Origin of the sequence: uncultured Acetatifactor sp. (assembly GCF_948601915.1) — a bacterium.
GTDB lineage: Bacteria > Bacillota > Clostridia > Lachnospirales > Lachnospiraceae > Acetatifactor.
Window position 1 is genome coordinate 1 of the sequence record NZ_CAPDXS010000006.1, and the last position, 18,793, is coordinate 18,793.

Genomic DNA, 18,793 nt, shown 5'->3' on the forward strand with positions numbered 1-18,793 from the left:
AGCAACGGGGTATTTGACCCTCGCGGCATTCGTCAAATGTGCATGCAAGCATGCCCACTTGACTCATTGCTCGCGGGAATAAAATGAGGGGAGAGGTAGCATGATTCGTTTTGGGACCGGCGGCTGGAGGGCCGTCATCGGGGATGGATTCACGAAACAGAACATTCAGATTCTGGCCAGGGCATTGTGCGGGAAAATGAAGGATGAGGGGGTGGCGGAGCGGGGAATCGTCATGGGCTATGACAGGCGATTCCTGTCCAAGGAGGCCATGCAGTGGGCGGCCTGCGTGTTCGCGGCAAACGGCATTCAGGCCAGCCTGATCAACAAGTCCTGCCCCACGCCCCTGGCCATGTACTATGTGGAGCGGCACGGCTTCCCCTACGGTATGATGATCACGGCCAGCCACAACCCGGCCATCTACAACGGCATCAAAGTGTTCACGGCGGGGGGCCGGGACGCGGATGAGGTTCAGACCCGGGAAATCGAGGCGTACATCGACAGGGTGGAGCAGCCGGTGGAGGAGATGGAGTACGGCAGGGCGAAGGAACAGGGCCTGATTCGGGAAATCTATCCGCTGAACGAGTATCTGGACGACCTGATGAAGGCCGTGGACATGGACGCCATCCGCCACAGCAGCCTGCGGGTGGTGCTGGATCCCATGTACGGCGTGTCCGAGACCTCCCTGCGCACCCTGCTGCAGACGGCCCGCTGCGAGGTGGAGGTGATCCATGAAAGACATGACACCCTCTTCGGCGGAAAGCTGCCTGCCCCTTCCGCGGCCACCCTCCATATGCTCCAGACCTGCGTGACAGACGGGAATTATGACATCGGAATCGCCACGGACGGGGACGCGGACAGGCTGGGGATCATCGACGACACAGGGCGCTTCCTGCACCCCAACCAGATCCTGGCGTTGCTGTACCATTACCTGAAGAAATACAAGGGCTGGCAGGGCCCCGCGGTCCGCAATATCTGCACCACCCATGTGCTGGACAGAGTGGCGGAGAGCTTCGGGGAAAAATGCTATGAGGTTCCCGTGGGCTTCAAATATATCTCCGCCAAGATGAACGAGATGGACGCGGTCATAGGCGGCGAATCCTCCGGCGGCCTCACCGTCCGGGGACATATCAAGGGCAAGGACGGCATCTATGCCGCCATGCTGCTGGTGGAGATGATTGCGGCGTCCGGGCGGAAACTGTCTCAGTTGGTGGCGGATCTGGAGGCGGAGTACGGCCGGATCGACATGGAGGAGAGGGACTACCGCTTCGACCAGGAGACCAAGGAGCGGATCTCCCACATCCTGCTGGAGGAGAAAAAACTCCCCGAGCTTCCCTTTGCTGTGGAAAAGGTGAGCTATCTGGACGGCTCCAAGGTGTATTTCAAAAACGGAGGCTGGGTGATTGCCCGGTTCTCCGGGACGGAGCCGCTGCTGCGGATATTCTGCGAGATGCCGGATCCCAGGGACGCTGCGGATATCTGCAGGATTTATGAGAGGTTTCTGGGAGTCTGAGCGCGCAGTTCCCAATCCCGCGAAGAATCGCGGGGAGACGGTTCTTCTCACGGATTCTCTGTGCCGGCGAAGCGGCATGGGGGAAGCGTGAACGGAATGAAGAAGAAAGGTATGGTCATTCATTATGGAAGAAATCATGGACTCCATGTCCAATGAAAAAATGCAGTTCGCGGTGCTGATAGACGCGGACAATATCAGTTCCAAGTACGCGGTCACCATATTCGAGGAGCTGGAGAAATACGGCTCCACCAGCTACAGGCGCATCTACGGCAACTGGTCCAAAGGCAACGGCTGGTCGGAGGGCATGCTTCTGGAATATTCCATCATGCCGGTGCAGCAGTTCTCCTACACCACGGGAAAGAACGCCACCGACATGGCCATGGTGATAGACGCCATGGATATCCTCTACAAAAACAAGGTACAGGGCTTCTGCCTGGTCACCAGCGACAGCGACTTCACCAGGCTGGCCATGCGCCTGCGGGAGGAGAACATGTTCGTGCTGGGCATGGGGGAATCCAAGACCCCCCTGGCGCTGACCCGGGCCTGCAACCGATTCATCCACCTGAACCTGGTGGCGGAGCAGAACATCGAGGTGGCCCTTCCCGCCAGAGCGGGCGGCTCTTCCGAGGAGCGCGGCGCCTCGGGCGAAAAGGGCTCCAGGTCAGGGGGATACGGAAGCTTTGGCGGTCAGGCGGACGCTGCATCCGCCGAGGAACAGAATGTGACATCCCTGGCCGAGGTGCGCCAGGTTATCCTGGCCCTGATCAATGAGAACGGCGGCAGGCATGTGGACCTGGCTCAGCTGGGGAACCGCCTGAACGACAAGTTTTCGGATTTTGATGTACGAAATTACGGATACTCCAAGCTGAGCACCATGATAGACCAGGAGCTTCCCGATTTCCATGTGAAGAAGATCAGCAACCAGTATTATGTGGAGCGCCGCTCCAACCTGACGAAAGAAGAGCTGGAGCGGGAGATCTGCCACATGATTGAGAAGAACGGCGGCATGGTGGAGAACCTGGCCAGCCTGAACGACGAGCTGCACAAAAAGTACAGGCAGCTGGACTTCAAGCAGTTCGGCTACAGCCGGATCTCCAGCTTCCTGAGGAGCCTGAACTCCGTCACTGTCCATGAGAACGAGGTGTACCTGAAGCGGTGACAGGCGCCGCGGCAATGGGGAGCTTTTTAGGCTTTTTGGGCTGGCTGAGTTATGCCATGGCAATAAGGCGCTAAGAAGCCATTTGAAGCCATTTGAAGCTTTAAAGCAGGTGAAGGACGGTACAGAACGGAATGGACATGAACATATTCGACTATATGAGAAGCAACGATATGGAAACGGAGGCTCCCCTGGCCGCCAGGATGCGCCCCCGGACCCTGGATGAGGTAGCGGGGCAGGAGCACATCATCGGCAGGGACAAGCTGCTCTACCGGGCCATCAAGGCGGACAAGATCAGCTCCGTCATCTTCTACGGCCCGCCGGGCACGGGCAAGACCACTCTGGCCAAGGTCATCGCCAGCACCACCAGCGCCGAGTTCACCCAGATCAACGCCACTGTGGCCGGAAAGAAGGACATGGAGGAAGTGGTGGCCAAGGCCAGGGAAATCCAGGGGATGTACGGCAAGCGCACCATCCTTTTCATCGATGAGATCCATCGCTTCAACAAGGCCCAGCAGGACTATCTGCTGCCCTTTGTGGAAGACGGCACTGTCATATTGATAGGGGCCACCACGGAGAACCCTTACTTCGAGGTCAACGGGGCATTGCTGTCCCGATCCATCATCTTTGAGCTGAAGCCTATCCCCATGGAGGCTGTCAGGGAGCTCCTGAAAAAGGCGGTCTATGATACGGATCGGGGCATGGGGGCTTACGGCGCGGTGATTGAGGAGGATGCCCTGGACTTTCTGGCGGACATCTCCGGCGGGGACGCCAGGCATGCCCTGAATGCCATCGAGCTTGGCATCATGAGCACCGGCCGCGGCCAGGACGGCAGGATTCACATCACCCTGGACGTGGCCCAGGAGTGCATCCAGAAGCGGGCGGCCCGGTACGACAAGTCCGGGGACAACCACTACGACACCATCTCCGCCTTCATCAAGAGCATGCGCGGCTCCGACCCGGACGCGGCGGTGTACTATCTGGCCAGGATGCTCTACGCGGGGGAGAGCGTGGCTTTCGTGGCCAGGAGGATCATGATATGCGCTGCCGAGGACGTGGGCAACGCGGATCCCCAGGCCCTTGTAGTGGCCACCAATGCCTCCCTGGCCGTGGAGCGGATCGGCATGCCGGAGGCCCAGATCATCCTGGCCCAGGCCGCGGCCTATGTGGCCAGCGCGCCCAAGAGCAATGCGGCCAGCGCGGGCATCTTCGCCGCCATGGAGGAGGTGGGGCGCACCGGGAACCTGCCCATCCCCACCCATCTCCAGGACGCCCATTACAAGGGAGCGGCCAAGCTGGGCCGGGGCACCGGATACAAATACGCCCACGACTATCCCAACAACTATGTAAAGCAGCAGTATCTCCCCTACGAACTGGACGGGAAGGAGTTCTATAAGCCTTCCGGTAACGGCTATGAAGCGAAGATACGGGAGCATATGCGGAGGATTAAAGAAGAAGCGTAGTAAGTACAGGAAGGTTTCTGGATGAAAGAAGGGGTGTCGGGGACAGCATTTCCCGACACCCCTTGTCGGCATTACCCTATCATTGCATTTGCTGACTGGATGATTGGCTCAGCGGCGGTTGCTGGTACAGCTTCCGCTCTATGAATTTCCGTTCAATAGCAAGCTGTTTTTTGATAGCTTCGATATCATTGTTTTCCGCTATCATCTCCAAGCGTTCTATTAAGTCCAACCTTTCGAATAGATTTACATTAAGCTCTTTTTCACCTGGCATATGACCACCTCCTATTGAGAACATCGCGGATTATCGGATACATTCAGTATAGCATGATCCAGAGTCGATGTCCATGCCGATTCCGACTTAAAAAAGCTCCCCCACCAGATACCGGTAGATTCCCTCATTCTTCTCCTGCCATTTATTGCAGATTGTCTCCGCGATCTCCTCCGTGGGCACGGATATCCTGATGTCCACCAGACTGATGTCCCTGTCCTTCGCCACCAGATGGGCCTCGTATCCCCCGGCCTTGGCGCTGTAGTAATAATCCCCCAGCACGGAGACCTCATTGCGCAGCACATACTCGTTTTCCCGGAAATAGTCGTTGATGTCCTGCTTGATGCCGTAGTTGATCAGGTTCTGGAAGAAGCCCAGGGTCTGCCGTCCCTCCGCCGTGATGGACAGATGGGTGCGGTTGCGGATGGTCTCCTGGGAGACCATATGCGCCTCCGTGAGCTCATTGATGACCTGCTGGAGGGTGAGATAGTTCGTATACTCCTTCTCCAGGATATAGTCGCTGACCTGGGCGTTTGTCATGGGGAAGTTGACCCGGTCCAGCATGTAGAGCACGATTAATTTGTAGAGGGTCAGGGGATCTTGCAGCATCTCTCCGCATCCTTTCCTTGAGACTTGTGGCGGCATTCCTTCCGCCTGCATGTTCCCTTGCGGCATCGGCCCCGGGCATCCCCGCAGGACTGTCCGCCGGGACTTTGTCCGGGCATGGCGGCATATCAGCGGATATGGGACTTCACAGCCTCTGCCACCAGCTCTGCAACCTTGGGATTGAAGGCCTCGGGCATGATGTTGTCCTCGGACAGCTCATCCTCGGGAACCAGGCTGGCGATGGCTTCGGCGGCGGCCAGCTTCATCTCCTCCGTGATCTGTGTTGCCCGGCCCTCCAGCGCGCCCTTGAAGATGCCGGGGAAGGCCACCACATTGTTCACCTGATTGGGGAAATCGCTGCGGCCCGTGCCCACCACCCGGGCTCCCGCGGCCCTGGCCACGTCAGGCATGATCTCCGGCACAGGGTTGGCCATGGCGAAGAGGATGGCGTCATGGTTCATGGCGCGCACCATTTCCGCCGTGACGATATCGGGGGCGGATACCCCTACGAAGATATCGGCTCCCCTCAGGGCGTCGGCCAGCGTCCCGGTCTCCCCGGCCGGATTGGTGACCTCCGTCATTTTCTGCTGCATCCAGTTCAGGCCCTCCGTAGTCCTGGAGAGGATGCCCGCTTTATCGCACATCAGTATGTTGGGGAAGCCGTAGGTCAGGAGCAGCTTTGTGATGGCCACGCCTGCGCTGCCCGCGCCGTTCACCACCACGCGGCAGTCCTCCTTCCTTTTCCCGACTACCTTCAGGGCGTTGATGATACCGGCCAGCACCACGATGGCAGTGCCGTGCTGGTCGTCGTGGAAGACGGGGATGTCCAGGGTGGCCTTCAGCCGTTCCTCGATTTCAAAACATCTGGGGGCGCTGATGTCCTCCAGGTTGATGCCGCCGAAGGCGGGGGCCAGCCATGTGACCGCCTTGATGATCTCCTCGGTGTCCTGGGTGTCCAGGCAGATGGGAACAGCGTTGACCCCGCCGAACTCCTTGAAGAGGACGGCCTTCCCCTCCATGACGGGCATGGCGGCGTGGGGGCCGATGTTGCCCAGCCCCAGGACGGCGCTGCCGTCAGAGACCACGGCCACCGTGTTGGCTTTCATGGTATATCTGTAGGCGCTGTCCTTGTCCTGCGCGATGGCCTTGCAGGGCTCCGCCACGCCCGGCGTGTATGCGATGGAGAGATCCTCCCTGGATTTCACGGGGGACTTGGAATGGATCTCCAGCTTGCCGTTCCACTGTTCATGCATCTGAAGCGCTTTTTCATTGATTGTCATCATCCTACCTCTTTTCCTGCTTCCCCTCCAGGCGGGGACAGCCTATGGGGACACTATCTGTATCATATAATAGTTCGAAGCTTTTCGCAAGTTTTTTATGAATTAAGACAATTATGTCATAAATATAATTTAGGGGTTCCTATTTTTGGAAAAGTGTATTATAATAAAGGCACGAGACATGGGTTCGACCATGCATATCAAGGCTGCACATCAATGTCTAATCAGCTGTGCCCCCCTTTTTCATGACAATAGAATGCATAAGGTGTTTTCTGTTGTTCTGCGAGAATTAAAATCAGGAGGAATCTATGAAAGAAAAGTATGAATCACTGGCACTTGTACAGTTAAGAGAGCTTGCTAAAGTACGCGGACTCAAAGGTACATCTTCCATGAAAAAAGCCGAGCTGGTGGAAGCCATGCTGGCCGAGGACGAGAGGGTAAAGAAGCAGGAGACGGAAAATACTCCTGTCCAGGAGACAGCCCAGGAGAATGGCGAGAGCGCTCCGGAGCCTGCGCGCAAGCGTAACATCGCGACGAACAAGCGCCCGGCTTCATCTCCGCAGCGGAAGGATCGAGGGCAGAAAATGGGAAGGGATGAGGGCAGCCATAAGGCAGATTCCGCGGCAGCGGCGGACAGGGCGAAGAAAGCGGACGAGCCCGGGGCGCCTCAGGCGCAGACGGCCCGGACAGCCCCCGGGCAGACGGCACCAGCGCCTCAGCCCGCGGCGTCCCAGACATCCGCCGCACCGTCCCAGGCACCGGCGCCTCAGGCGGCAGGGCAGAGCGCCCCGGCGGCTCCCGGCACCCAGCCGGCGGCCCCTCAGCGGACCTCCCGCTCCACGGAGGTCTATGACGAGAAGACGTATCCCAAGGAGCTGGACAGCGGCGAGGAGGCCGGCGGCATCCTGGAGGTCATGCCGGACGGCTATGGCTTCATCCGCTGCGAGAACTACCTGCCGGGGGAGAACGATGTCTATGTGGCACCCAGCCAGATAAGGCGCTTCGGCTTAAAGACCGGGGACATCCTGCGGGGCAACAAGCGGATCAAGACCCAGCAGGAGAAGTTCAGCGCGCTGCTGTTCATCCGCACCATCAACGGCTACACCATCGAGGAAGCGTCCAGGCGCAGGGCCTTCGAGGACATGACGCCCATCTTCCCCGATGAGCGCATCAAGCTGGAGACGCCGGGCAGCAGCGTGGCCATGAGGGTGATGGATCTGGTCAGCCCCATCGGCAAGGGGCAGCGCGGCATGATCGTATCCCCGCCCAAGGCAGGGAAGACCACTCTGCTGAAGGAGGTGGCGAAGTCCATCCTGCGCACGACACCGGATGTCCACATGCTGATATTGCTGATAGACGAGCGTCCCGAGGAAGTGACGGACGTGAAGGAAGCCATCATCGGCACCAATGTGGAGGTCATCTATTCCACCTTCGATGAGCTGCCGGAGCACCACAAGAGGGTGTCCGAGATGGTCATCGAGCGGGCGAAGCGCCTGGTGGAGCATAAGAAAGACGTGGTCATCCTGCTGGACAGCATCACCCGTCTGGCGAGAGCCTACAACCTGGTGGTGCCCCCCAGCGGGCGCACCCTTTCCGGCGGCCTGGATCCCGCTGCGCTCCATATGCCCAAGCGGTTCTTCGGCGCGGCCAGGAACATGCGCGGAGGCGGCAGCCTGACCATCCTGGCCACGGCCCTGGTAGATACCGGCAGTAAGATGGACGATGTGATATACGAGGAATTCAAGAGTACGGGCAACATGGAGATGATCCTGGACAGGAAGCTGTCGGAGAAACGCATCTTCCCGGCCATCGACTTGGCCAAGTCCGGCACCAGGAGAGAGGATCTGCTCCTGACCAACGAGGAGCTGGATGCCATCAATATCATGCGCCGGGCCCTGAACGGACTGAAGTCCGACGAGGCTACGGACCGTATCCTGGACATGTTCTCCAGGACCAGGAACAATAACGAATTCGTCCAGATGGTAAAAAGGAATAAATTTATTTGAACTTGCAAAAATGAGCCGGTATGATATAATGAAATCACTTGATTTTTATCACATTTCACAGGAGGACATACAATGGCAGAGAACAGGTTGATTGGCGATTATCCGGTAATCGGCATCCGTCCTACCATCGACGGCAGGAGAGGATACCTGAAGGTGCGGGAGTCCCTGGAGGAGCAGACCATGAACATGGCCAAGGCCGCGGCTGCGCTGTTCGAGGAGAACCTGCGCTATTCCAACGGGGAGCCGGTGAAGGTGGTCATCGCAGATACCACCATCGGACGGGTGGGCGAGACCGCCGCGTGCGCGGACAAGTTCCGCAAGGCGGGGGTGGACATCACCTTGACTGTGACTCCCTGCTGGTGCTACGGCGCGGAGACCATGGACATGGATCCGAAGACCATCAAGGGCGTATGGGGCTTCAACGGAACCGAGCGCCCCGGCGCGGTATACCTGGCGTCAGTGCTGGCCACCCATGCCCAGAAGGGCCTGCCCGCTTTCGGCATCTATGGCCATGACGTGCAGGAGGCGGACGATGCCTCCATCCCTGAGGACGTGAAGGAGAAGCTCCTGCGCTTCGGCCGCGCCGCAGTGGCAGTGGCCACCATGCGTGGGAAATCCTACCTGCAGATCGGTTCCATCTGCATGGGCATCGGCGGCTCCATCATCGACCCTGCCTTCATCGAGGAGTACCTGGGCATGCGGGTGGAGTCCGTGGACGAGGTGGAGATCATCCGCCGCATGACAGAGGGCATCTACGACCAGGCCGAGTATGAGAAGGCCCTGGCCTGGGTGAAGGCCAACTGCAAGGAGGGCTTCGACAAGAATCCGGAAGCCGTCCAGAAGACCAGGGAGGAGAAGGACAAGGACTGGGAGTTCGTAGTCAAGATGATGTGCATCATCAAGGACCTGATGAACGGCAACAAGAACCTGCCCGAAGGCCGGGAGGAGGAGATGGTGGGCCACAATGCCATCGCCGCAGGCTTCCAGGGACAGAGGCAGTGGACGGACTTCTATCCCAACTGCGACTTCCCCGAGGCCATGCTGAACACTTCCTTCGACTGGAACGGCGCAAGGGAGCCCTACATACTGGCCACGGAGAACGATACCCTGAACGGCCTGGGGATGCTGTTCATGAAGCTCCTCACCAACCGGGCCCAGATCTTCGCGGACGTGCGCACCTACTGGAGCCCTGAGGCAGTGAAGAAGGCCACGGGCTACGAGCTGGAGGGCATAGCTAAGGAGGCCGGCGGATTCATCCACCTGATCAACTCCGGCGCGGCCTGTCTGGATGCCAACGGACAGGCGAAGGACGCGGAGGGCAACAGCGTCATGAAGCCCTGGTACGAGGTCACCGAGGCGGACCAGAAGGCCATCATGGAGGCCACTACCTGGAACGCGGCTGACTTCGGCTATTTCCGCGGCGGCGGGTATTCCTCCCGCTTTGTGACGGAGGCACAGATGCCCGCTACCATGATCCGCCTGAACCTGGTGAAGGGGCTGGGGCCCGTGCTGCAGATCGCGGAGGGCTGGACCATCCATCTGCCCGACGAGGTGACGGACAAGCTGTGGAAACGCACCGACTACACATGGCCCTGCACCTGGTTCGCGCCTAGGACCACAGGAGAGGGTGCCTTCAAGACGGCCTACGATGTAATGAACAACTGGGGAGCCAACCACGGCGCCATCAGCTACGGCCATATCGGCGCGGATCTGATCACCATGTGCTCCATGCTGCGCATCCCCGTGTGCATGCACAATGTGCCTGAGGACAAGGTTTTCCGGCCCGCGGCATGGAACGCTTTCGGCATGGACAAGGAAGGCCAGGACTACCGCGCGTGCGCGGCTTACGGGCCTATGTACAAGTAAGGTATGAGAAGTAGATAAAGGTATCAGGGAAGACGGCAGAGTGCCCAAGATGGGCATCCTGCCGTTTTCTTCATCTCACCAGGGCAGCGCGGACAGAAAAAAGAGAAATCGGAATAGAAAGATCCATATCAAAAATAGGACTATCATTTGCCGCCCGTTTCGTGTATAATGGACAGTAATTGCACGAACATTATTTTGTCAAGGAGGAGAAAGCATGTTAATAGGAGGAATCGAGGCAGGCGGCACGAAGATGGTATGCGCGGTGGGGGACGAGAACGGCGTCGTCAAGGACAGGACATCCTTCCCCACAAGGCAGCCGGAGGAGACTTTCGCGGATATGATAGCCTATTACAGGAACTGGGACATCCAGGCGCTGGGCATCGGGTGCTTCGGCCCGGTGGACCTGAACAGGCAGTCCAGGACCTACGGCTATATCACCAAGACGCCCAAGCCCGGCTGGGGGAACTGCGACATCGTGGGGGCCTTCAAGGACGCCCTGGGCGTGCCCGTAGGGTTTGACACGGACGTGAACGGCGCGGTGCTGGGAGAGGTGACCTGGGGCGCGGCCAAGGGCCTGGACAGCGCCATCTATATCACCATCGGCACGGGCGTGGGCGTAGGCGTCTATGTGAACGGCGGGCTGCTGCACGGGCTGGTGCATCCGGAGGGGGGACATATCCTGCTGATCAGGCACCCCAAGGATACCTATGAAGGGAAATGCCCTTTCCATAAAAACTGTGTGGAAGGCCTGGCCGCAGGGCCGTCCATCGAGGCCCGCTGGGGCAAAAAGGCTGCGGAGCTGGCGGACAGGGACGAGGTATGGGAGATGGAGGCCTATTACATCGCCCAGGCCATCACAGACTACATATTGTCGTACTCCCCGCAGAAGATCATCCTCTGGGGCGGCGTCATGCACCAGGAGAAGCTCTTCGGCATGGTCAGGAAGGAAGTGCTGAACCTGCTGAACGGCTATGTGGCCCATGAGACGATCACGGAGCACATCGACCAGTACATCGTGCCGCCTGCGCTGGGGGAGGATCCCGGAATCATGGGCGCGATCAAGCTGGGGCTGGATGCGCTGGGGTAAGCTCCTGACGCTTGGCAAAAAAACAAAATATTTCAGTTAGGAGAAAATGAGATGACAGAAAAGAATCAGGTGCGGGAGCTGCTGTTATTGAATCCTGTGTGTACCCATAATATCTGGGGCGGCTCAAAGCTGCGGGAGATGTTCGGCTATCCGGTGGAGGGAGATGACCTGGGAGAGTGCTGGGGAATCTCCGCTCATCCGGAGGGGGACGGAACCGTCCGCAGCGGGTCATATGAGGGGAAGACGCTGTCCTGGCTCTGGGCGGAGCATCCGGAGCTCTTTGGAAATCTGCCTTATGACAGATACCCTCTGCTGACGAAGATCATCGACGCCCAGGACGACCTGAGCATCCAGGTGCATCCGGACGATGCCTATGCCAAGGAGCATGAGAACGGCAGCCTGGGCAAGACTGAGTGCTGGTTCATCTGTGACTGCAAGGAGGACGCCACCATCGTCATCGGCCACAATGCCGGGACGAAGGAAGAGCTGGAGGAAATGGTGCGGGAAGGGAAATGGACGGAACTGATCCGGGAGATTCCCATCCACAAAGGGGACTTCCTCCAGATTGACCCCGGCACGGTGCACGCCATCAAGGCCCACACCCTGATACTGGAGACCCAGCAGAACAGCGCCATCACCTACAGGCTCTATGACTATGGCCGTCTCCAGAACGGCAAGAGCCGCGAGCTCCATATCGACAAGAGCCTGGACGTGATCACGGTTCCGGCCAAGAGCGCCCAGGAGAGCGTGAAATCCATCAGCGCATTGGAGAAGAATGAGCTGAACCGCATTTACGCCTGCGAGAAATATACAGTTTTCAAGGCGGATATAGACGGCAAGGCGTCATTTGAGCAGAGCTACCCCTTCCTGGCGGCATCCGTCCTGGAGGGCGAGGGATGCGTGGACGGAGTGGAAGTGCGCATCGGAGACCATTTCATCATTCCAAACGGCTACGGGAAGGTAGAGATGAAGGGCAAGATGAGCCTGATTCTCTCTACAGTGGAAGGATGAAACAGTAAATCCGCATAGGACTCAGGTGGGAAACCGGCTCTAAAGCAGAGCCGGTTTCCGTAATATCCGCCAGAGGCGGACGGAAGGGAGCAGAATGAGTACATTTCGATATGCCATACTGGGAGCCGCCAAGATAGCGGCGAAATTCTGTCAGGCCGCATCCATGGTGAAGGACTGCCAGGTCTGCGCCGTGGCCAGCAAGAGCCTGGAGCGGGCGAAAGTTTTCGCCGGAAAGAACGGCATCCCAAAGGCCTACGGCAGCTATGAGGAGCTTCTGGACAGGGAAAAGCCGGACTGCGCCTACATTGCCGTGACGGCCAACGACCATTACCGCCTGGCCATGATGTGCGTGGAGCGGGGCGTCCCCGTGCTCTGCGAGAAGGCCATGTTCCAGAACAGCGCGGAGGCGGAGAGCCTCTTTGCCCAGGCGAAGGAGCGGGGCGTCTTCGTCATGGAGGCCATGTGGAGCCGCTTCCTGCCCACCACGAAGAGGGTAAAGCAGTGGCTGGCCCAGGATAGAATCGGAATTCCGGAAATTTCCAAACTTTCCATCGGATTCATCGCGCCGGAGGGAGCGGACAACCGCTATTTCAATCCGGAGCTTGGCGGCGGAGCGGCCAGGGACATCACGGTCTACGCCTATGAAATCACCACATATGTCCTGGAGCAGGAAATCCGGAAAATGGAGGTCTCCGCGGTCCGAGGCGACACGGGCGTGGATATCAATAACCACATATCCATCGAATTCCAGCACACCCTGGCGGATCTGGCCACCAGCTTCGTGGCGAACATGGATTCCGGGATGGCGCTGTACGGCAGGAAGGGAAAGATTATATGGCCCAATCCCCACTTTTCTTCGGAATGCTTCCTGTATGACCAGGACGGGACATTGGTGGAGCATTTCGTAGATAAAGAGACGGAGAACGGTTTCACCTATGAGCTGGAGGAGACGATCCGCTGCATCGGGCAGGGGCTTCTGGAGAGCCAGGTGGTTCCCTGGAAGGATACGCTGGAATGCGCCCGGCTCTTCGACAGGATAGACGGCTGCTGCGCGGAGCGCTAAGCTTCCGTCCTTGCGGCCTGTAAGGGGAGCCCTCAAAGGCTTACAAAAGGGAGAGCGGGATGGAGTACAGGATAGCGGTCTGCGACGACGAAAGGATATTCATAGACAGGATAAAGGGAATCCTCCTGGACTGCGAAATCCACGGATTTACGGATTCCGGCCAGCTCCTGCAGGCGGCATAAGTACCAGCGGGCGGCAGGGCCGGACATATATATAAGGGCAGACAATTCCTGATTCAAGAATTGTCCGCCCTTATAGTAAATTGGAATTATCATTTACGAGGCACTGATTGTATCGACAATGGATGTTTCTTTCATTTTTCTGATGGGATTACTTACTGCCAAAATTACTGCAATGGCTACAACAATAATAATGATGCCAAGTTCAACCAGGGGAACACTCCATGCATCGCCCCAGTGATAGGTTATAAGTTTGCTAAATAAAATCTTGTTGCAAATGATTCCCAAAACGCTGCCGCAGATAATACCTGTGACTGCATAAGTAGATGCTTCGGCAACAATCATTTTAGCCAGTTGCCTGTTACTTAATCCAATCGCTCGAAAGGCTCCATATTGCTTCATTTTTGCAGCCACACTCATGGCTATGCTATTTATGATATTGAATAGCGTAATCAATGCAATCAATACTAAAAAGCCATAGATGAAAAGACCAAAACAATAGTAAGCTCCGCGGGTGTTGCTATTACCCATTCGCTCATCAGAAAAAATGTACTGTGAGCCTACCAGACTGTGAATATCCCTGACATCATTTTCCGTTGCTTTTTTAGATAACTGTATGTCAATGATAGTATAATCCGTTTCTCCCGTTAATTTCCGAAAGGTATCTTCGGAACAAATTAGTTTTCCGACTCCCGGGCTATTGTTAAACGGACATTGCGATACCACACCGACAATCTCCAAATCTGCCTGACTTCCATTCAGATTTAAGGTAATGACATTGCCCGCCTCAATGTTGTTTTGTGAATCAAAGACCATAAGTCCTGTATTATTTTCATTTTGTGCTTTTTCCAAACTGCCGGACAAAAGATAATCCTTAGCCCAATCGAATTGCATATCTTCATAGGAAATAAGGTCAACAACTTTTTCCTCACCATTTACGATTATGGGAACATTGTAAGCGAACATTCGCCCATAAGCATTTTTTACGGCGGAATTTTGCCGCAGTTCCTCCATATATTCAGCCTTTACCGAGCAGGTGTTTTCCGGACTGATGACAGATATATCGGCAGTCCACGGCTGTAAAGGCGTCAATGTGTGATTCATAAAATCAATTGTCACTGAAAATGCAAGAAAGAGAATAATACTTACCGAAAAAGAGCCAATCATTAAAATAAAATTCTTTTTGCTTGCTTTCGCATGATGAATACCAAGAGAAGTTTCTATCTTGAAAAATTTGGTATTCGCCGCTTTTTTTACAGGCTGCAGGTCATTTGCGTTTCCAGATACCGCTGCCAAAGGAGAAACTTTGGATGCTTTCTTAGCGGGAGAACGGGCAGCAAGGAGAACGGTCAGCAGACCGACAACAATACCCGCTATAACACTTGGATAGCTTATGCTAAAAGTAGGCATACCGCCAAAAAATTCCGGACTAAGCTGCCGTAAAATAAAACACAATACCCAAATCAATACAATACCACCGGCAACGCCAAGCGGAATCGCAAAGCGACACCAATTCAAAGCCTCTTTGCGTACTAACCGCATAACTTGTTTCGGCGTTGTCCCTATGCAGCGCACCATTCCAAAAAACTCTGTTCTTTGTGCCACATTGCTGTTCATACTGCTTGTAATCATCAATACGCCTGCAATCAGAACAAGGATAAATAATATGGCAGCAACAGCATATACCTGTAACATAAAAGAATTGCTGCTCTGTCCTAACAGCCCAAGCAATTCTGTGTTTTCGGACACCTGCTCATCGGATAATCCAAACTGCTGCTTAATCTCAGCTATGTTACTCTGAATATTTCGGGTACTCTTAAATTGCAACAAGCGCATTGTGTAGTCAGCGGGATTGCTGCTTGCCCCATCTGGGTAAATGGCACGAAAACTTTCCGTTGGCAAACATACACCATAAGAGTCTCTGCTCATAATTCCTACCGTGTTATTCATAAACCCCGATATTGTGTATGCTCTTTCGCTCCCATCGGGCATAGTGATAACAATTTGTTCTCCGATTTCTAAATGCAGCATATTTTTTGCATTATTTGTTACCAGTGCTTCGTCTCCGTTTGCAGGAAATGAGCCCTTATCCAATGCAGCAAAAATTTCAGTAACGGCACTTTCACTGCTTCCGCATACCGCTACATTTTTCCCCGACAAAGTGTAGCCTTGCCCACCCCGATAATTAAAAACTCCGTAATCGGCTGCGGCAGCTACCTCTGGGCGGGAAGCTATTAGCTTTGCATCTTCATCGCTTATGTTTCTTATTCCAATATGCCAATTTCCATTTTCCTGCTGTGTCTGCAAAATCTGTCCTCTGATAAACATATCTGCCATACCGAAAATAGCTGTTACCAGAAAGACCGCCAATACAATACAAATAATAGACATACGATTTTGCTTTCGGCGTACTTTTGCAGAAATAGGAACAAGGTCAAGATAACTTTTCATTCGCATTACCTCCCAAGTCTGTCAGTACGCCGTCTATGACACGCAATACACGGTCAACCATAGAAGTAAGACTGTTGTTGTGCGTGATCATAAGAATTGTCTGTTGGTAATGTCTGGATGCTTTTGTCAGCAAATCAATAACATCCTGGCTATTTTTGCTATCCAGATTGCCTGTCGGCTCGTCCGCAAGAATCAACTTCGGTTTTGTAATCAATGCCCTGCCGATAGCGGCACGCTGCTGCTGACCGCCGGAAAGCTGGCTTGGCAAATGGTTTCTTCGGTCTGTTAAGCCAAGCAATTCTAATATTTCTTCTACATCAGAGACTTTCGGTTTGCGATAATCCAAAAGAAGCGGAAATACTATATTCTGTTCAACCGTCAATTCAGATACAAGCTGAAAAGACTGAAAAATAAAACCGATATTTCTCCTTCTGAAAATCGTGCGTTCCTCTTCTTTCATTGTAAAGAGATTATTACCGTCTATCGTAATCACGCCAGAAGTAGGAACATCCAATGCACCGATGCAGTTTAGCAGCGTGCTTTTTCCAGAGCCAGATTCACCGACGACAGCAACAAATTCTCCTTTTTCCAGAGAAAAGGACACATCTTTTAAGGCATCAACCTTTACCGCACCCGTTCCGTATGTTTTGCATAATTTTTGTACTTTCAATATTTCCATATATTTAAGTACCTCCTTTCCAGGTAAAGGATAACACCCCGACATTACAAACAGATGAATTTGAGCTTACGATTCTGTAAGGAAAGACAAGGTAAAGGTTGTTCCCTGTAACCGCTCACTTTGGACAGAAAGAATACCGCCTTGTCCCTCGACAATCGCCTTTGCTAATGGCAGTCCAAGTCCAATCCCCTGACTGCCTGAAGTGTTCTTGCTTCGGTAAAACCTCTTAAATATGTGGTGTATATCCTCCTGGGCAATACCGTGTCCGTTATCTGTAATGAATATCCGGATCATAGCGGGAGTCCGTTCCCACGATATGGTGATTTTCCCGCCCGCATCAGTATGGTCAAGTGCGTTTTTGACAATGTTGCCAACGGCTTCGCCCGTCCACTCAATATCGCAATAAAGCATTTGGTCCCAATCGCCATTTATCACAATTTCTTTTTTTTCATGGTTTGCCCGCGTTGTCAATTCGCTGATTGCGTGACTGAGAATATTAGGGATACTGTAATTGGATTTTTCAAAATAGATGCTGCCTGCATCTATTCTTGTGATTTTCAGCATTGATTGAATAAGCTGCTCAATCCTCCTTAATGCAGTTCCTGACTTAAAGGAAAATTCTTTGACCGTTTCGGGGTTATCTGGCTCATTCTCAATAATTTCCTGATACATCTGTAGTGCCGATAGGGGCGTTTTTAATTGATGGGATATATCAGAAATTGTATTTTTAAGAAACTCCTTTGTCTTTTGTTCTGTATCATTTTTTGCCTGAAGCATAGTAGCCAGTTGGTCAACAGAAGCTAAGAGCTGATAAACAGTTCCCTCATTGGACTGCGGCAGGTGAACAGTATAGTTTCCATCTATATAGTCCTTAATGATGTTTTCTGATTTCCTATACAGTCTTTCCCTGCGGTACAAAAACAGCATAGTACCCAAAAACAGAAGCAGCGTCCATAGAAATAACATCACAGACAGGGATATCAGCATTGTATTTTTAACAGTAGAAACATAAGGCAAATTTTCTATATCCGTGTTGATTGAAAGACCAATTTCGGTTAAAAACTTATTTCCTGCAGTGTCTGCTTCCGTATTCGTTAAGGCTGTTGCAATTACTTCCTTTGAAACACCTTCTTCCAGTAAAGAAGTTACAATCGCATTATCGTGTGTTAGAAACATTTCTTTTGCAGCCGCCGTTTGCGTGTATATCAGTGTTAAGCCTATCAGAAAAAGCAGAGGAACGAGGGCAGCAACGAAAATGCAATACCAACGGTTATGCTTATCATGTAACAGGCTCATTCGTCCACCTCTTTCCACTGATAGCCAAATCCACGGACTGTCAATAAATGCTCTGGATGTGATGGGTCTGTTTCTACTTTCTCACGCAGCCGCCGCACATAGACGGAAAGGGTGTTGTTGTCTACATAATCTCCAGTGCTGTCCCATAGCTCGTCTAAAATCATATCTCTTGTTATGATACGGTTTGCATTCTTTACCAACAGGCATATTAAACGGTATTCTGCGGCTGTAAGCTCTAATGTCTTTCCCTTTAACAAGACACGGCTGCCTAAAAGGTCTATCTTAATATCGCCGCATTCCATAACGGTTCCTGTCCCTTGATTTGACAATCCTGCCCGCCGCAGCAAAGCCCGGATGCGTGAACATAGCTCGCCCAGCTTAAACGGCTTTGTTATGTAGTCGTCACCGCCGCAATCCAGGCCACGGATAATGCTGACTTCTTCATCGGAAGCTGTCAGAAAAATAATCGGTATCCGGCTTCCGTTCTTACGTACCTTTTCACATATCTCAAAACCTGTTCCGTCCGGCAATGTGACATCAAGAATCAGCATATCGTATTTTTCTATTTCTGGCAAATAAGTCATAGCTTCCTGCACAGAACGGACAAAATCGACATCAAAGCCATTTTTCTTCAGCGAATATTGCAGTCCGTCTATCAAACTTACATCATCTTCTAATAATAAAATTCTATTCTTCATAATTCGTTGCCTTTCTCCGTTTATCAATGGGCTTTTTGCCGCTTGGGGAATAATTCGTATATACATTATAGCCGTTTGAACAAATTATATCAATCACTCAAAAATAACATGCCGCCCGTCAATTCTGTCATCGGAAGATAATTTAGTACGATATATTTGCTGCCGGACAGAGAAAAT

At 53.8% G+C, this 18,793-nt stretch carries 16 protein-coding genes; 9 read left to right on the forward strand and 7 right to left on the reverse strand.

What is annotated here, in order from left to right; all coding sequences use genetic code 11:
- The first annotated feature begins 100 nt into the window (after nucleotides 1-100).
- The 3 genes from Q2B33_RS01730 (at nucleotide 101) to Q2B33_RS01740 (ending at nucleotide 4,129) form a co-directional block, all read left to right on the forward strand.
- Nucleotides 101-1,510, forward strand: a complete 1,410-nt coding sequence (locus Q2B33_RS01730; protein WP_300572236.1) for a phosphoglucomutase/phosphomannomutase family protein — start codon at nucleotides 101-103, stop codon at nucleotides 1,508-1,510.
- A gap of 124 nt (nucleotides 1,511-1,634) precedes the next feature.
- Entirely contained in the window at nucleotides 1,635-2,669 is a 1,035-nt protein-coding gene (locus Q2B33_RS01735) for an NYN domain-containing protein (protein WP_300572234.1), read from the forward strand.
- 137 nt (nucleotides 2,670-2,806) lie between these two features.
- On the forward strand, nucleotides 2,807-4,129 hold the full coding sequence (locus Q2B33_RS01740) for a replication-associated recombination protein A (RefSeq protein ID WP_300572255.1): 1,323 nt from the start codon (nucleotides 2,807-2,809) through the stop codon (nucleotides 4,127-4,129).
- A gap of 79 nt (nucleotides 4,130-4,208) precedes the next feature.
- Here Q2B33_RS01740 and Q2B33_RS01745 read toward each other — a convergent pair whose 3' ends face one another.
- The 3 genes from Q2B33_RS01745 to Q2B33_RS01755 form a co-directional block, all read right to left on the reverse strand.
- Nucleotides 4,209-4,400: a hypothetical protein gene (locus Q2B33_RS01745; RefSeq protein ID WP_300572232.1), complete on the reverse strand. Its 192-nt coding sequence runs from the start codon at nucleotides 4,398-4,400 to the stop codon at nucleotides 4,209-4,211.
- Nucleotides 4,401-4,487: 87 nt separating this feature from the next.
- Entirely contained in the window at nucleotides 4,488-5,006 is a 519-nt protein-coding gene (locus Q2B33_RS01750) for a DUF4364 family protein (RefSeq protein WP_296456715.1), read from the reverse strand.
- A 125-nt stretch (nucleotides 5,007-5,131) separates the two neighbouring features.
- On the reverse strand, nucleotides 5,132-6,283 hold the full coding sequence (locus tag Q2B33_RS01755) for an NADP-dependent malic enzyme (protein WP_300572253.1): 1,152 nt from the start codon (nucleotides 6,281-6,283) through the stop codon (nucleotides 5,132-5,134).
- Between the two features lie 305 nt (nucleotides 6,284-6,588).
- Between Q2B33_RS01755 and rho the strand changes: the two genes are divergently transcribed.
- From rho to Q2B33_RS01785, 6 genes are all read left to right on the forward strand, one after another.
- On the forward strand, nucleotides 6,589-8,286 hold the full coding sequence (rho, locus tag Q2B33_RS01760) for a transcription termination factor Rho (protein WP_300572229.1): 1,698 nt from the start codon (nucleotides 6,589-6,591) through the stop codon (nucleotides 8,284-8,286).
- A 72-nt stretch (nucleotides 8,287-8,358) separates the two neighbouring features.
- Nucleotides 8,359-10,152, forward strand: a complete 1,794-nt coding sequence (locus tag Q2B33_RS01765; RefSeq protein ID WP_296478446.1) for an L-fucose isomerase — start codon at nucleotides 8,359-8,361, stop codon at nucleotides 10,150-10,152.
- Nucleotides 10,153-10,366: 214 nt separating this feature from the next.
- Entirely contained in the window at nucleotides 10,367-11,239 is an 873-nt protein-coding gene (locus Q2B33_RS01770; protein ID WP_300572227.1) for an ROK family protein, read from the forward strand.
- 51 nt (nucleotides 11,240-11,290) lie between these two features.
- A complete protein-coding gene (locus tag Q2B33_RS01775) occupies nucleotides 11,291-12,250 on the forward strand; it encodes a type I phosphomannose isomerase catalytic subunit (RefSeq protein WP_300572225.1) in 960 nt (319 codons plus the stop codon).
- Nucleotides 12,251-12,344: 94 nt separating this feature from the next.
- Nucleotides 12,345-13,313: a Gfo/Idh/MocA family protein gene (locus Q2B33_RS01780; protein ID WP_300572223.1), complete on the forward strand. Its 969-nt coding sequence runs from the start codon at nucleotides 12,345-12,347 to the stop codon at nucleotides 13,311-13,313.
- A gap of 59 nt (nucleotides 13,314-13,372) precedes the next feature.
- Entirely contained in the window at nucleotides 13,373-13,495 is a 123-nt protein-coding gene (locus Q2B33_RS01785) for a hypothetical protein (RefSeq protein ID WP_300572221.1), read from the forward strand.
- A gap of 93 nt (nucleotides 13,496-13,588) precedes the next feature.
- Here the strand turns inward: Q2B33_RS01785 and Q2B33_RS01790 are convergent, their stop codons facing one another.
- From Q2B33_RS01790 to Q2B33_RS01805, 4 genes are all read right to left on the reverse strand, one after another.
- A complete protein-coding gene (locus Q2B33_RS01790) occupies nucleotides 13,589-15,943 on the reverse strand; it encodes an FtsX-like permease family protein (protein WP_300782571.1) in 2,355 nt (784 codons plus the stop codon).
- Entirely contained in the window at nucleotides 15,927-16,622 is a 696-nt protein-coding gene (locus tag Q2B33_RS01795; protein WP_300573178.1) for an ABC transporter ATP-binding protein, read from the reverse strand. Before Q2B33_RS01795 ends, Q2B33_RS01790 begins: the two co-directional genes overlap by 17 nt.
- A gap of 66 nt (nucleotides 16,623-16,688) precedes the next feature.
- The gene (locus Q2B33_RS01800; RefSeq protein ID WP_300573181.1) at nucleotides 16,689-17,918 is read right to left on the reverse strand and encodes a sensor histidine kinase KdpD; all 1,230 of its coding nucleotides are present in this window, start codon (nucleotides 17,916-17,918) and stop codon (nucleotides 16,689-16,691) included.
- Nucleotides 17,915-18,616 carry a response regulator transcription factor gene (locus Q2B33_RS01805; RefSeq protein WP_300573184.1) on the reverse strand — a complete coding sequence of 234 codons (702 nt, stop codon included), beginning with the start codon at nucleotides 18,614-18,616 and terminating at the stop codon, nucleotides 17,915-17,917. Before Q2B33_RS01805 ends, Q2B33_RS01800 begins: the two co-directional genes overlap by 4 nt.
- Nucleotides 18,617-18,793: the final 177 nt, after the last annotated feature.